The organism is Brevibacillus sp. SKDU10 (genome assembly GCF_001645205.1).
Classification (GTDB): domain Bacteria; phylum Bacillota; class Bacilli; order Brevibacillales; family Brevibacillaceae; genus Brevibacillus_B; species Brevibacillus_B halotolerans.
Map to the genome: position 1 here is coordinate 13,631 of NZ_LSSO01000135.1, position 14,844 is coordinate 28,474.

Sequence of the window (14,844 nt, forward strand, 5' to 3'; positions counted from 1 at the left end):
GAATGGTAACCCTCCAAACAAATATGACGCTCTTTTTCATAGGATGAAAAATACGAAAAGAGCAATTGAGAATAGCAAAACAAAGCATGTAGTAAAAAACAGACATTTGCTTTTTGTTCGTAAGGCAAATGTCTTTGAGTCTGCGATATTATCGTTTCTTCAATAGGGATTAGATTTATTTTGCCCATGTCCTCATAAGGCTTAGACAGGCACAAATCTAGCAATCTAGAAAAAATCTCTACCCTCCATCATAGGAGAAGATAGATTGAGTCGCAAGAAAAAGATGTGCTGAAGAAGAAATTGGTCGTTGTTACTGCGCGTGATTATAATCTCTACTCATTCATTCGGCAAAATATAACATAAATTTACATTTTATTCACTTTTTTGTTTGTAATTTGTGGTAAACTTAGTATATTGTTGGTAGATAGTAAAAAAGGAACAACGGCGGTTCGTAAACACCTATTGTTCCTTATCTATTTAGCCCGCTTATTTTTTACTTCAACACTAATTCACGTTCATCGGCAGATACGTTCATGTGTAAAAATTGCTTCACATCAAAAAGTCCCATGTCAGTCAGCTTCAGTGCAGGGATGACGGGGAGAGCTAGAAAGGAAAGCGTCAGGAATTGAGAGAATTCCTGAGATGCCCCAATACGAAGTAGCGCTTGGTCTAATTGGTGGAGTTCTGCCATCACACGTTCTGCTGGACGTCTTGTCATTAGACCAGCAATTTCTAGCGAGAGGGAAGCTAGTACCTTTCCGTTTTCAACAATGACAAGCCCACCCTGCATCTCTTCTAGTGCTTGAATTGCAATCAGCATGTCCTCATCGTTAGTTCCGACAGTAATAATATTATGGGAATCATGTGCAATCGTAGTAGCCATTGCACCTGAGCGTAAGCCAAAGCCCTTTACAATCCCTACTCCGATATGACCTGTTTGGTGATGGCGCTCCACTACAGCCATTTTAGCCAGATCACGGTCGATGGAGGGCTGGAAAAATCCGTTGGAGATGTCTACGTCTTCAATCAGATGCTCGGTTACAATGCTATTAGGAATGACACCAATTATATGTGCTTTCTTCCTAGTAATAGGCAGTTGAAGCTCGCGTTTTGTCACCGGTTTGATACGTACGCTGTTGGTGATCGCAGGTGGTACATTTGCAGGAGAAGTGATATTTCCTTCGTAGCGACCATTTTTAGCAACCTGCTTACCATTTTTCCAAACATCGGTGATACGAACTTGTTCTAGGTTGTCCATGATAACTAGATCGGCTATATAGCCGGGAGCAACAGCGCCTTTTTCTGCAAGACCGTAGCATTCAGCAGCAGTAAGTGTAGCCATGCGAATTGCCGTAATTGGATCAACACCGAATTGAATAGCAAGACGTATGCTGTAATCTATGCTGCCTTCTTTAAATAGATCATCTAAATGCTTATCGTCAGTACAGAACAGACAACGCGCTGCTGTACGTTCATTTACTATCGAAATAAGATTCTTCAAGTCTTTGGCAGCCGATCCTTCACGAATGAGTAGGTACATTCCTAATTGAAGACGCTCCTTGGCATCTTGCAAGGACACCGCTTCATGATCTGAGCGGATTCCCGCTGTCATGTATACGTTAATTGCATCCTTGGAAAGTCCAGCGAGATGTCCGTCCAGTTTTTTACTACGTTGTCTGGCATCAGCGATTTTTTGAACCATATCTTCATTGCCGCTCATGACAGCAGGATAGTCCATGACTTCAGCTAGGCCAAGCACACGGGGATGATGATAAAAGGGAGCAAGGTCCTTGGCATACAGCTTCGCACCTGAGTGTTCAAAGGAAGTAGCAGGTACACATGAAGGGAGCATCACATATACATCAAGGTCAAGGCCTTCTGATGAATCTAGCATGTATTGAATACCAGCGGCACCTGATACATTGGCAATCTCATGAGGATCGCAGACTACAGTAGTTACTCCATGAGGGAGGACAATTTCGGCAAATTGAGCAGGTGTTACCATAGATGATTCAATGTGAACATGCCCGTCTATGAAGCCTGGAGCGATATATTTACCTGTAGCATCCCAGACATCCTTACCTTCATAGGCTCCGATCCCAATGATCATACCATCTGTAATGGCGACATCTGCCTCGACAATTTCTCCAGTGAAGACATTTATGATTTTGCCATTTTTAATAACCAAATCAGCTTTCGTGTGTTTGGAGGCTGCTTGGATACGTTTTTGTAAGGCAGAAGGTTGAATGTTCATTTGAATCGCTCCTCTAGTAATTAAAGTTTTTACATAACGAGAAAAACCCCAGGAATCGACCTGGGGCTCTATGAACACAGAAGCACGTGATAAGACGTGAAGGATGCAGGGGATTTGTTACAGGTATAACAAAATAAACCGCTAGATCATTCGCAGTCTTATTGGTATCATCCGCGTAGTCAGGCTATTTACGGTAACCCGGTAGAGACTTATAGGCCATATTCCTATGATTATACGTGGCTATCATGTTTATTGTTGTAAAGGCATTTATTGAGATCTTTTTAATATAGATATTGTTTTGTATTGTAGTAGCACAAGAAAGATAAGTCAATATAATTTATGGTTCGTTAAGCAAGGGAGCTATTGGAAGGGGGGGACTGCTATTTGATACAGAAATGAATAACATAAACAAACCGGCTACCACAAAGCTTCGGGTAACCGGTTCACTAGAAATCACTATTCTTATGATTGGGCAGATACATCAAGTCCTTCAAATACAATCGAGACCTTTTCTTCCATGATCTCTTCCAAAGGCCAGCCACCATCGCTACGTACCCAATCATATAAGGCATTGTAATAGATGTTTTCCAGCATATTGGCCGCAATTAATGGATTAATTTTACTTTTCAGTCTCCCTTTTTCTTGGGCATCTTCAATCAAATCAGCAAATAATTCTCTTAGCTCAAAGTACATATTTTTCTTCTCTGATTCCAGAACCTTACGATGCTTCATAGAGGATTCAATCAATACTTTCAGAAAATCATAGTTCTGTATATTTACTTCGTTTAGGATTTTATAAATGCGTAGGACGCGTTGTTTGCAACTATCTCCAAAATCCCATTCTTCGCGCCTATCTTCAATTTCCTGCAAGCGTTCATAGCCCCAATTGGCAAGAATCGCTTCTTTTGAGGTGAAATGTAAAAAAATGGTCCCTCGCGCCACATCCGCTTCCTCGGAGATCATATCAATTGTGGTCGCTTCAAAACCATATTCTTTAAACAATTTAATAGCGGCATTAAAAATACGTTCCTTTGTTTCACGCTTCTTGCGCTCTCTGCGAGTAATCAAGCTAACACCTCCTGGTAGAAGTATATCATAATCTTGCTGACTCACTAGGGAATCATCAAGAAAATTGTGCGATTATTTCAATAAAAAACACTTTACGTTGGCATAGTTTGAATGTATATTTATTATTAATTATGTATTTTTATACGTTACGAGTGGAGGAATAAAACCATGAGTATGACAGGTACACTGGTAATTCGCCAGGCAACTATAAACGATGTGGATCAAATGTTGGAAATTATTAATCATTTTGCCGCAAAAGGCTTAATGCTCCCCCGTACGAAGCTGTCCATTTGTGAGCATTTGCAATCTTATATCATCGTACATGATGGGCAAGGCGTAATGGGTATGGGTGGCCTGCATATTTTATGGGAGGATTTAGCGGAGATTCGTTCGCTTGCAATGGCTGAACGAGCGCAGGGAATGGGAATTGGGAAGAAGCTTGTGCTGGCTTTGGTAGAAGAAGCGGGAAAATTGGGAATTCGGCGAGTCCTGTCCCTTACGTATCAGGTTGAGTTTTTTCACAAATGCGGCTTTCAGATTGTTCAAAAAGAGGCCTTGCCGCAAAAGGTATGGAAGGATTGCATCAATTGCTCCAAATTACCGATGTGTGATGAAATTGCTATGGTACGCATATTAGAGCCAACTGAATATGAATAAATGAGGAGCAGAGCGGGAAGAATGTGCCAGACCTAATGGTGGCAGCTTTTTCTCGCTTTTTCACGCTTAGGATATACGTGAATAATTAATGTGTTTACATAATGTTGTAAGGGCTTTCAAAAGCAGGATATTCCTTATTACCTGTTGAATAAATATAAGGACAAGGAATCCAAGTCGGAGGGAAAAACGTGCAAAAAATGGATTGGGACTTGTATCTAATGCCTTATGAGCAAGCTGTAGAGGAACTAAAGGTTAAATTAAAAAATATTCGTAATGAATTTAAAAAACGGAAAGTTCACTCGCCGATTGAATTTGTTACCGGTCGAGTCAAATCAATTAATAGCATTTATAACAAAGCGACTCGCCTACATTTTCCTATCAATGATAATATTGCATGGGAAATTCGAGACATTGCTGGATTAAGAATTATTTGTCAGTTTATTGATGATATATCGTTTGTCGTAGATATGCTACGCGAGCGCAAGGATATGAAGATTTTTCTGGAAAAGGATTATGTGACACAGCCTAAAGAGACGGGATACCGTGGCTATCATCTAGCAGTGGAGTATCCGATCATGACCATAGACGGACAAAAAACCATACCTGTTGAAATACAAATTCGAACGCTGGGCATGAATTTTTGGGCCACGATTGAGCATTCCTTACAGTATAAATACGAAGGAATTATTCCAGAGGATATCAAGCTGCGTCTGGTTGAATCAGCCAAAGCTTCCTATACGCTAGATAACGAGATGAATAAAATTCGTGATGAGGTTAAGGATGCCCAGATTGAATTTACTAGGAAAAAGGAGTCCCCGATTGACCCATTACTAAGCATTGTGGAGCTTGATTTAGACGTGGACACTGAATCGGTCTATTTTGATGAGAAGCAAATCGAACTGCAAGAGGACAAGGAGGAAGAAAATGAACACAATTAATTGGCAGCAGGAAGTGGAAAAACGAAAAGACGAATTAATTGCTACGACACAGCGTTTTTTGCAGATTGATAGCGTGCTGGACCCAGATACGGCTGGGGAAGGGGCTCCATTTGGCAAGGGAGTTCAGGCAGCGCTGCAATTCGCTTTGCAAACATGTGAGGATGCAGGTATGACTGTCAAAAATATTGATGGATACGCTGGCCATGCTGAGTTTGGACAGGGTGACGAGTGCATTGGCGTTTTAAGCCACGTAGACGTAGTCCCTCCAGGGGATGGCTGGACGATTCCTCCGTTTGCAGCAGAGATCATTGAGGGAAAAATAATCGCACGTGGAGCCTTGGATGATAAAGGACCTGCTATGGCGGCTATTTTTGCTGCCAAAATAATTAAGGAGCTTGAGCTTCCTCTTCAAAAACGGATTCGATTGATTTTTGGTACGGATGAAGAGTCGGGCTGGGATTGTGTAAAACGTTATTTTGAATCTGAGGAAATGCCGACTATGGGATTTACTCCTGATGCTGACTTCCCGCTCATTTATGCTGAAAAAGGATTAACTCATCTAGTTTTACGCCAAACAAATGAAAGCTTTGCACAATTGACGAATCTGGCTCAGACGACTAGCAGTCAGGAAGGAACTGCGAAGCTTCTCTCCTTCCATGCTGGCATGCGTGTAAACATGGTGCCAGAGATAGCGGAAGCGGAGCTAGCCTGCTCGCCTGAACAAGCCGCGGCATGGACAGAAGCATACCAACTTTATTTGGAGAAAGAACAGTGTCGAGGTCATTTCACACAAACAGAGAAAGGGATAGCATTTTGTTTACAGGGAGTTTCTGTTCATGGAATGGACCCAGCGAAAGGGGTAAATGCAGGAGCTTATCTGGCCCACTTTCTCCAAAAATGTGATTTGGATGTACGGGGACGTGCATTCGTTGATTTTATAGCCAGTTATTTGTTCCAGCAGCATGATGGCGAGGCATTTGGAATTAAAGCAGAAGACCAGGAGATGGGAGCGCTCACGTTGAATCCTGGAATTTTTCACTATATAGCTGATGAGGACGTACGTTTTGATCTGAACATTCGCTATCCTCATTCTATTTTGTTTGAACAATGGAAGCCAAGACTTGAACAAGTCGCAGCTCAGCATGGTTATCTGTTGGAAATCATTACTCATAAAAAGCCGCATCGTGTAGACCCGGCTCATCCTTTAGTAACAACTTTACAGCGCGTCTATACGGAGCAGACCGGTGAAAAGGCTGAATTGTTAGCAATTGGCGGGGGAACATACGGGCGTGCCCTAGATGTTGGCGTTGCTTTTGGGCCGCTATTTCCTGGAAGACAGGATACAGCTCATCAACGAGATGAATACCTGCTAGTGGAAGATTTATTGAAGGCGACAGCAATATACGCACAGGCAATTTTTGAATTAGCCAAAGACTAAGCCATATCTTTCTTGTCTTTTAGGAAATACTTATATTACTATAGAGAAAGTGTCTTCTAGGACAAACATGAGCGAATAGGCTGGTAGATCCAGAGAAATTGGTAGCAAACTGGATCAGACAGTACGGTTTTCGTTAAGAAGGAAGTGAAAAGATGGCTAAGTTCGAACAATTTGGTTTGCGACCGGAGATTATGCAGGGGATTTCCGACCTGTTTTATAAAGAGCCGACAGCTATTCAAGAAGAAGCGATTCCATTGATTTTGGAAGGTAAGGATGTCATCGGACAAGCTCAAACGGGTACTGGGAAAACAGCAGCGTTTGTACTGCCGATCCTCCAAAAGCTACAGGAAGGAAAAAAGGATATTCAGACATTGATCCTTACTCCAACCCGTGAGCTTTCGATTCAGATTGCTAGTGAAATTGAGAAGCTGGGGAAACACCTGAACGTGAGTGTTTTATCCTTGCATGGCGGTACAGATATTGAGCGTCAAATGAATAAGCTAAAAGGGACTGTTCATATCGTAGTGGGAACTCCAGGACGCGTACTTGATCATATGCGTCGTGAAACACTACATTTTGGCCGCATTCATACGTTGGTATTGGATGAGGCTGACAAGATGCTAGAGATGGGCTTTTTAGAGGATGTGGAAAAGATTATTGTTTCCACGCCAAGCAGCCGACAGGTATTGCTATTCTCTGCGACTATGCCTGATATGGTAAAGAAGCTGGGACAACGTTTTATGAAGCAACCGCCGCATATTAAAATTGAATCAAAGCAAAAAACGGTTGCTAATATCACACAAGAATATTATGTAATCAATCAAACAGATAAAATCGATGCGCTTCTTGATCTCATTGAGGTCACTAAGCCATTCCTAGGTATTATTTTTGCTAACACACAACAGCGCGTAAAGATCTTAACAACACGTTTACAAGAGGCTGGCTATGATGCCAAGGCGCTATACGGTGATTTGTCTCAAAAGAAACGCGAAACCCTGATGAAGGATTTTCGGAATATGAAATTCCAGTTCCTTGTAGCTACCGATATTGCGGCTCGCGGACTTGATGTCGAAGGGGTTACTCATGTATTTAACTACGATATCCCAAGCGATGTAGAAAGCTATATTCACCGTGTTGGACGCACGGGACGCGCTAATCAGCTTGGAAATTCTATTTCTTTTGTGACTCCACGCCAAAAAAGCGTCATGGCTCGCTTTGGTTCTGCAACAAAGGCGAATATCGAAGAAAAATTACTTACGCATACTCGTCACTTGGATGCAGGGCGCAAAGCACGTGCAGCAGAGCGTGAGCAGCATTATGCTGAGCTCAAAACCGAGAAGAAGAAACAGCAGGAAATTGCAAAAGCAGAAAAAGAAGCTCCACTTAAAAAGGCTCTTGTGAAAAATAAAAAGGTAAAGCCTGGTTATAAGCGCAAGCTGAAGCAAGAAATGGAAGAGTGGAAAACACAATACGACCGTAATCAAAAGCGTGAAGAAGCAAAGAAAGCTGCTAAAGCAAATAAAGGTAAAGCAAAACCTCGTTCCGGAGGACAGTCATCGGCTGGTCATCCGGGACAGGCGCCAAGCAGACCTGGAAAACGCTTTGGCAAATAAGCGTCTTTTCGCTCGGACAAAGTAAAATAACGCAATGGAGAAGCTCTTTTCCTATTTATGTAACGGGACTAGGGCTTCTTTCTGTTACAGAAAAGGATTTTGACGAAATATGGCGAAATGTATCGGGTGTAGAGTGAGGTGAAAAGCATGAAAAACTCCCGATCAGAAAGACATCGAATGCGCCGCCGAGCTGATCGAGATGTGAGCCGATTTTGGATTATGGGCTTCATCTTTAGCTTAATAGTCTTAAGCGTCGAATTTTTTGTTACCATACCTGCTGAAGCAACGTGGCTGTTAGAAATGGAAATGATTTTGTTTAGCGCCAGCTTTACATTGCTTGCTTTTTATCTGCTGGGCTTAACCTTTGTTTTTTCCAAACAAGGTGAAGCTGGTGGGGTTAACCATCAAGTGATTATTTATGTGTGGTTGGGAGCTATTTTGTACCATTTGTTTGTACTAGTAACCAATATAACCAATCAGCATGTATATAAAGCAGGGATCATTCTTTTTTTAGGTCCTCTATTTTTAACAATCTATCATTTTATTACGTACCTGTCTGCTTTGCTTCAAGCACGGCGTGAGGAAGAACAAACTTCGGTAGCTGCTTTAGAACGATCTGCCTATCAACTAATCAGTGAAGCCACGAAATTATATGAAGAGATACGTAGGCTCAAAACGGAATTCCCAGAAGTAGAACAGATGCTTAATGCCAATCAATTTGCACACAAGCTCGAAAAATACACGCTTGAGATGCAACAGTATTTACAAGTTGATTCGTTCCAACGAAGAGATTTGGAGTTTCTGGAAGGGCATTATCTATTCATCGAAAATATTTTAATCATTGTAAAACAGCACCCCGGTATTTCAGAATCACGTAAATATCTAGCAAGAGAAAGAGTGCTATAACCCAAAGAATGGGCCGTGAACATACGGTCCATTTTTCGGTTTTTTTTTATTTGCAGATAGGAAAAGTGCATTTTTATTAAAAAATTTGTTGCATAAAATTTTTCTCTCCCCTATATTATTTCGTGTACGAAATTTTCGAGTGCGAAATAATAGTAGCGATCGCGAATATATGTAAGAGGTGGTACGAGGTGCCTAAAGGGCTGATCATACGTGATGGGGTAAGACAACTTAATAAAATCATTGGAATGATGATTACACAGGAGCTTAGCGAGGTAGGAATTACGATGCCTCAGATTAGTGTGATGCGCAAGATTAAGGATGGACCTATGACGATTGGCCAATTAAGCAAGGACCTCTATCTCTCTTGCAGTACAGTTTCCGGGATAGTCGATCGCTTAGAGAGGGAGGGGTACATCGAACGTGTACGAGATACTGCTGATCGGCGCGTAGTCTGGATTCACATCACAAACAAATTCGAGGAGATGGCTAATTCCATCCCGGTGATGCAAAAGGAATATTTTACAGAACTAATAAAAGACTTATCGGAAGAAGAGATAGACAAAATCGTCGATGCCCTGCAACTGCTCATTAGACAATTTGAGAAGAGGATTGAGGAGAGAACATGAAAAAGAAATTTATTCTATCCACCATACTATTGCTTATGGTTGTAGCAGGTGGAGGAATCGGTTATTACTATTGGTACCAAGGTACCCATTACGTAACTACGGAAGATGCTCGTGTTGCGGGTGATACGTATCGTGTAATGCCGCGGATATCTGGCAAAATAACTTCGCTAGACCTGGCAGACGGTCAAAGCGTCATAGCAGATCAAATTGTGGGTCAACAGGATACAACAAATATCGCTGGCAACATGTTAGATAATGCTACTTTGCGTGCTCCGATTACTGGTACGGTGTTAAAGGTAACGGCTAAAAGTGGAGAAGTGGTAGCTCCTGGTCAGTCCGTTGCAACGATTGTGGATATGAACAAGCTCTACGTGTCAGCTAACATTGAAGAGACAGATTTAGGCCGGATTCATGTGGGGCAACTTGTTGAATTCACCTTAGATTCATTTAAAGGTCAGACGTTTAGAGGACAGGTTTCCGAATTGGGAACAGCGACAGCCTCTACGTTCTCTTTGTTGCCTGCAACTAGCACAAGTGGTAACTTCACAAAAGTAACACAGCGAATACCAATTAAAATTTCTATTAACGATAAACAAAACAGCCGCATTTTACCAGGTATGAGTGCTGTGATTAAAATTCATTTGAAAGGGAATTAGGGTGAAGAGTATGAATAAAAGACAAAAAGGGATAGCAGGTACTTTTGCCATAATGGCGTTGTTGCTCGGTGGCTGTAGCAACAATAGCGACAATGAAGCAGCAAATGCTCCCATTGTACAAACGATGAAAGTTGTAGCTACTACGAATTCATCTGGCTTGATGGCATCTGGCAAAATTGTACCTGATCAACAGGTTCAAGTGGTTTCCAAATTGTCCGGTCGAGTAGCAAATGTCAACGTAAAAGAGGGCGATCGTGTCAAAAAGGGAACGGTGTTAGCAACTCTTGAAAACGCGGAGCTAGTACAACAAGTACGACAAGCTGAAGCTGGCATTGTAGCGTCTCAAGCAAAATTAAATGATACCAAGGCAGGTGCGCGTCAACAGGATTTGGACCGGCTAAACAGCGCCTTACAGCAAGCAAAAGTGGGATGGGATGTCGCTCAAAAAACATATGATCGCATGAAGGCTTTATTTGATACAGGGGCCGTGCCTCAAGCTGAATTAGATAAAGCATCGCTTGCATTAGAACAAGCTAAATCAGGATATGAGCAAACGAAAGCACAGCTTGATTTAGCCATAGCAGGTGCAACCTCCAATTCTATAACAGCTCTGCAAGCGGATGTAACGCGTCAAAAAGCAGGTTTGGATTTAGCGAAGACAACATTATCTAACTCAACGATCACATCACCAATCGATGGAATGATTGCGATTCGCAATATCGAGCCGGGGGAAATGGCAGCGCCTAGTATCCCGCTAATGACCATCGTCAACATGGATACAGTAGTAATAAAAGCGAGTGTTCCTCAAGAACAAGTAAATCATTTGAAAAAGGGACAGACGGTACAGGTTGTAGTAAATAAGGATAAGAAAATGGCAGGAACCATTGATTTTATCAGTCCTGTATCTGATGCAAACAGTACGACTTTCCCTGTTAAAATCAGAGTGAAAAATGACGGTTCGTTATTAGCCGGAATGATTGCTGAGGTCTATTTTGGCACAGATGCTCAAGTAGCTACAGGAGTTGAGATTCCGAAAAGCTCTGTCATTGATCAGGATGGTAAAAAATTTGTTTATAAAGTAGATGGAAATACCGTTCACATGACTCCTGTTGAAGTAAAAGAGAAAAATTCTGATTGGTTATATGCAAAATCAGGTGTTGCTGCTAATGATCAGATTGTTACACAACCAGCTAAAGATCTGCATGATGGTAGTCAGGTCCAAATAAACTAGGAGGCGATCAATTTGTCTGCTTCTAACAACAAGGAGAACGCTTCTTATAAATGGTTGGCGTTGGCTGCTATTGTAATGGGGACTTTCGTGGCCGTCTTAAATAATAGCTTAATCAACATTGCCCTGCCTAAGCTGGTAGCTGTATTTGGTTCCACCACTGACACCATTCAATGGGTGCTAACAGGGTATATGCTTGCTTCCGCGGTTGTGATTCCCATGAGCGGTGCGCTTGGAGATAAGTTTGGTTATAAGCGGGTATTCGTAACCTCACTTGCTTTTTTTACAGTCAGCTCAACGTTTTGTGGATTTTCATGGAATGATAGCAGCATGATTTTTTTCAGAGTGGTGCAAGGGTTAAGCGGTGGTTTCATTATGCCGATCGGGATGTCTATCATCTACACGATTATGCCACGGGAACAAATAGGGACAGCGCTTGGCTTATGGGGGATTTCGGCCATGGTAGCTCCTGCTGTCGGCCCTACGTTAAGCGGGTACGTCATTGAATATTTCAACTGGCGGTTTCTCTTCTTCATGGGTGTGCCAGTAGGAGTTCTAGCGGTAATTATGAGTAGCATGATTTTAAAAGAAACACCACTAAAAAAGGATTTAAAATTTGATTTTCCCGGGGCCATCTTATCTATCATTGGTTTTGCTTCGTTATTGCTAGCCTTATCAAAGGGACAATCAGAGGGTTGGACATCATTGTACATCGTTAGCCTATTATTTGTGGCTGTGTCTAGCTTAACGTTATTGGTCTATGTAGAGCTAACTACGGAGCAGCCATTGATTGAGCTCCGTATTTTAAAGAATGGAACATTCTCACTTAGTTTGCTGATTGTTAGTTTTCTTACTATGGGAATGTTCGGTGGTATTTTTATGATGCCGTTGTATATGCAGAATATCCAAGGTTTATCTGCCATGCAGACAGGTATTCTATTGATGCCCCAGTCAATTGCCATGGCATTAATGATGCCGTTAGGCGGTAAATTATTTGATAAATTCGGTGTTGTTCCATTAGGATTGATTGGATTGACGCTCGCGGGGATAACCACCTTCGAGCTCCAAAATTTAGCTCAGGATACTCCCCATCGTTGGATTGATGTGTTATTAACCATTAGGGGCTTGGGAATGGGGCTCTGTATGACGCCACTTTCAACAGTGGGGATGAACGCCATCGAGAAATCTATGGTTGGTCGTGCTTCTTCGTTATCTAATCTGATTCGGCAAGTGATGGGCTCCTTTGCTATTGCTATTTTGACAGCACTGATGAGTAATCGGCAAACCTTCCATGCCGTGCGGATCAGTGAAAATGTGCAAGTGACTAACGATACAGCAAATCAAATGCTGAGCATGCTATCAGAGGTATATGCACAAAGCGGGGTAGACTCCGCTACTTCAATGGGAGGCGCTTCTGCCATACTAGCTGGTTTGATTCAGAAAGAAGCCTTCACGAGAGGGATTGCCGACACGTTTATGGTATCGGCGTTGCCAATTCTTTTTTGCATTCCATTGGTGCTGTTTTTCCTAAAAAAACGAAAAGCGCCAGATGATTTCGTAGCAGCAAAAAGAGTTCCTGTTGAAAAACCAGCAGGGGCAACACCTCAAACCTCAGGTACTACCTCACCTGTGGAGGGATAAATGTAAATACTGGCTGCCTCAGTTCGTTTTTGCTAACTGAGGTCTTTTTTTTGAGGGGGAACAGAAAGAGAGAACAGCTTCTTCTAAAGGTAGAAGGTAGCTGTTCTCTCCCTTGCGATGGATACAGTTTACTGCTCTGCACTTGTTGGACAAGCTGTTTTCTTACTTAGTAGGCAATGCCCTTCACGCTGTCCCTTTTACTTTATTCAAGAATAGCTAAAACATGTACAGGACAACGTAATTGATTTCGAAATTCTTCAAGTAGCTCAACTGCCGCTGAAAAGATCACACAAGTAGAAGGGCCGCCAGATTGCTTCAGATCAAGAGGAAGAGGAGCGGTGGGACGATATGTAAGCGAGGCACTTGCAGCTAACTGCTCCATTTCATAAGCGATTCCTTTTGAGCCAACGGGCAACAGATCATGGACACCAGGATGAGCACGTAGTTGGATTAAGTCAGCTAGGGAAAGCATCTCGGGATCGTCTAATCGAACCTCATGCTTGGGGCCGCTTTTTGGAATACCCGCACACATGATAGCTTCTTGAGGCTGGGCTGTTCCTGGGGAAAACTGAGCTTGCTGTACCAGCCCAAGTACGGTTATACCAATCCCTGTCTGCGTGGTTGGAATGTTTTCCTCCGTACTTCCTGTAAACTGTATATCCTCTGTGACGCCTGCTTCTTTCGCGTATTCCTTAATTCCACGGAGAATTTCTTCCCCGTAGCCCTCAAGCTCTACCGCTAGCGTATCGCATATCATAAACGGAGTGGCTCCACAAGCAATCAATTCAAAAAGCGGTACACGAACAGCAAACCGTCCTAACAGATCGGGTGCTATTTGGACGATATCCTGTGGTTTGGTGCCGATGCCGCCATCTGAATCGCAGGCGATAACGATGCTTTGTGCTTCATTGATCCGAAGTAGCGTCAGATCACGTACCTTTTGCAAATGGTGTAATGGATTTGTGAGATAGGGTACTTGCATAGCTGGCTCCTTTACAAAATGAATGATTTGTTTAGAGATCTGGGTGCTTACGTAAGGCAAGCAAGGTTATAAAACTGACTGCTTCACGTAATTCCATGCTCAGAGAATGAGCGAGGTCAGGAGAGAAATCGTCTTTATACACATGTGATTCCTTTTGCAGAAAAAATCCATTCTCCTGTGCTAGCTGTTTTGCTTCCCAGGGCATGATCGTGTTCTGGATAGTGGTTTTCCCATACAAACGTGGGTAGCTGTGTGCCCGCGGGCCTGCTGTGGGTCCCAATACCCCCAGTAGCAGCAATCCGTCTGGTTGCAGGATGCGTCGAAATTCTTGAAGGACAATTAGGGGAGAGGAAGTAAACTCCATCGCGTTAATTGATAGGATACCTGCAAAGGATTGATCTGGATATGGCGTAGCAGAAATATCTCCCTCCATAAACTGTAAAGAAGTAGAATCGGTAAGCCGTTTGGCCTGCTTGGTGGCATAGGCTATCATTTCTGAGGAAATATCCAAGCCTGTTACATCATACCCTACAGAGGCTAGCTTGAAGCTAGCATATCCATCTCCACAGCCAGCATCCAGTATTCGACCCTTGCTGGCAGGAAGAAGCTCTGTAAATAAAGGTAGGATCGTTTTCCGACTGCCCTGTTCCCACATTCCCTTGCTTCGCTCATGCCAATCACCTGCCATTTGATTCCATTGCTGTGAAACAAATGTATTCCACTCCTGCATCGCACTTCGCTCCCTTCAACTATCCTTTTACCTATCATAACTGATTAGAGCAGATAGACAGAAGACTATTATTGATACTGCATGAAAGCGTTTAAGCGTTACTCCAT

The 14,844-nt window shown here is 42.6% G+C and carries 13 protein-coding genes and 1 riboswitch; of the genes, 9 read left to right on the forward strand and 4 right to left on the reverse strand.

Features of this window, described 5'->3' with window-relative positions:
* Nucleotides 1–493: 493 nt before the first annotated feature.
* Complete coding sequence (ade, locus tag AYJ08_RS07865) at nt 494–2,254, reverse strand: adenine deaminase (RefSeq protein ID WP_064017253.1); 1,761 nt, start codon at nt 2,252–2,254, stop codon at nt 494–496.
* A 156-nt stretch (nt 2,255–2,410) separates the two neighbouring features.
* Nucleotides 2,411–2,512: riboswitch (purine riboswitch) on the reverse strand.
* 204 nt (nt 2,513–2,716) lie between these two features.
* Nucleotides 2,717–3,322, reverse strand: a complete 606-nt coding sequence (locus AYJ08_RS07870; protein WP_064017254.1) for a TetR/AcrR family transcriptional regulator — start codon at nt 3,320–3,322, stop codon at nt 2,717–2,719.
* Nucleotides 3,323–3,490: 168 nt separating this feature from the next.
* On the opposite strand from AYJ08_RS07870, the gene AYJ08_RS07875 reads away from it, so the two are divergent.
* From AYJ08_RS07875 to AYJ08_RS07915, 9 genes are all read left to right on the forward strand, one after another.
* Nucleotides 3,491–3,979 (forward strand): N-acetyltransferase, encoded by a 489-nt coding sequence (locus tag AYJ08_RS07875; protein WP_064017255.1) that lies wholly within the window; start codon nt 3,491–3,493, stop codon nt 3,977–3,979.
* 188 nt (nt 3,980–4,167) lie between these two features.
* On the forward strand, nt 4,168–4,917 hold the full coding sequence (locus tag AYJ08_RS07880) for a GTP pyrophosphokinase (RefSeq protein ID WP_064017256.1): 750 nt from the start codon (nt 4,168–4,170) through the stop codon (nt 4,915–4,917).
* Complete coding sequence (pepV, locus tag AYJ08_RS07885) at nt 4,904–6,355, forward strand: dipeptidase PepV (RefSeq protein ID WP_064017257.1); 1,452 nt, start codon at nt 4,904–4,906, stop codon at nt 6,353–6,355. The genes AYJ08_RS07880 and pepV overlap by 14 nt, the downstream gene beginning before the upstream one ends.
* A 152-nt stretch (nt 6,356–6,507) precedes the next feature.
* A complete protein-coding gene (locus tag AYJ08_RS07890; protein WP_064017258.1) occupies nt 6,508–7,968 on the forward strand; it encodes a DEAD/DEAH box helicase in 1,461 nt (486 codons plus the stop codon).
* Between the two features lie 147 nt (nt 7,969–8,115).
* Entirely contained in the window at nt 8,116–8,874 is a 759-nt protein-coding gene (locus tag AYJ08_RS07895; RefSeq protein WP_064017259.1) for a hypothetical protein, read from the forward strand.
* Between the two features lie 188 nt (nt 8,875–9,062).
* Nucleotides 9,063–9,500 (forward strand): MarR family winged helix-turn-helix transcriptional regulator, encoded by a 438-nt coding sequence (locus AYJ08_RS07900; RefSeq protein WP_003334751.1) that lies wholly within the window; start codon nt 9,063–9,065, stop codon nt 9,498–9,500.
* Nucleotides 9,497–10,156, forward strand: a complete 660-nt coding sequence (locus AYJ08_RS07905; protein ID WP_064017260.1) for an HlyD family secretion protein — start codon at nt 9,497–9,499, stop codon at nt 10,154–10,156. The genes AYJ08_RS07900 and AYJ08_RS07905 overlap by 4 nt, the downstream gene beginning before the upstream one ends.
* 10 nt (nt 10,157–10,166) lie before the next feature.
* On the forward strand, nt 10,167–11,387 hold the full coding sequence (locus AYJ08_RS07910; protein ID WP_064017261.1) for an efflux RND transporter periplasmic adaptor subunit: 1,221 nt from the start codon (nt 10,167–10,169) through the stop codon (nt 11,385–11,387).
* A 12-nt stretch (nt 11,388–11,399) separates the two neighbouring features.
* Nucleotides 11,400–13,025, forward strand: a complete 1,626-nt coding sequence (locus AYJ08_RS07915) for a DHA2 family efflux MFS transporter permease subunit (RefSeq protein WP_064017262.1) — start codon at nt 11,400–11,402, stop codon at nt 13,023–13,025.
* Nucleotides 13,026–13,227: 202 nt separating this feature from the next.
* Here the strand turns inward: AYJ08_RS07915 and AYJ08_RS07920 are convergent, their stop codons facing one another.
* Both AYJ08_RS07920 and AYJ08_RS07925 read right to left on the reverse strand, forming a co-directional pair.
* Entirely contained in the window at nt 13,228–14,007 is a 780-nt protein-coding gene (locus AYJ08_RS07920; RefSeq protein WP_064017263.1) for an AIR synthase related protein, read from the reverse strand.
* 31 nt (nt 14,008–14,038) lie between these two features.
* Nucleotides 14,039–14,737 carry a class I SAM-dependent methyltransferase gene (locus AYJ08_RS07925; protein WP_064017264.1) on the reverse strand — a complete coding sequence of 233 codons (699 nt, stop codon included), beginning with the start codon at nt 14,735–14,737 and terminating at the stop codon, nt 14,039–14,041.
* Nucleotides 14,738–14,844 lie beyond the last annotated feature (107 nt).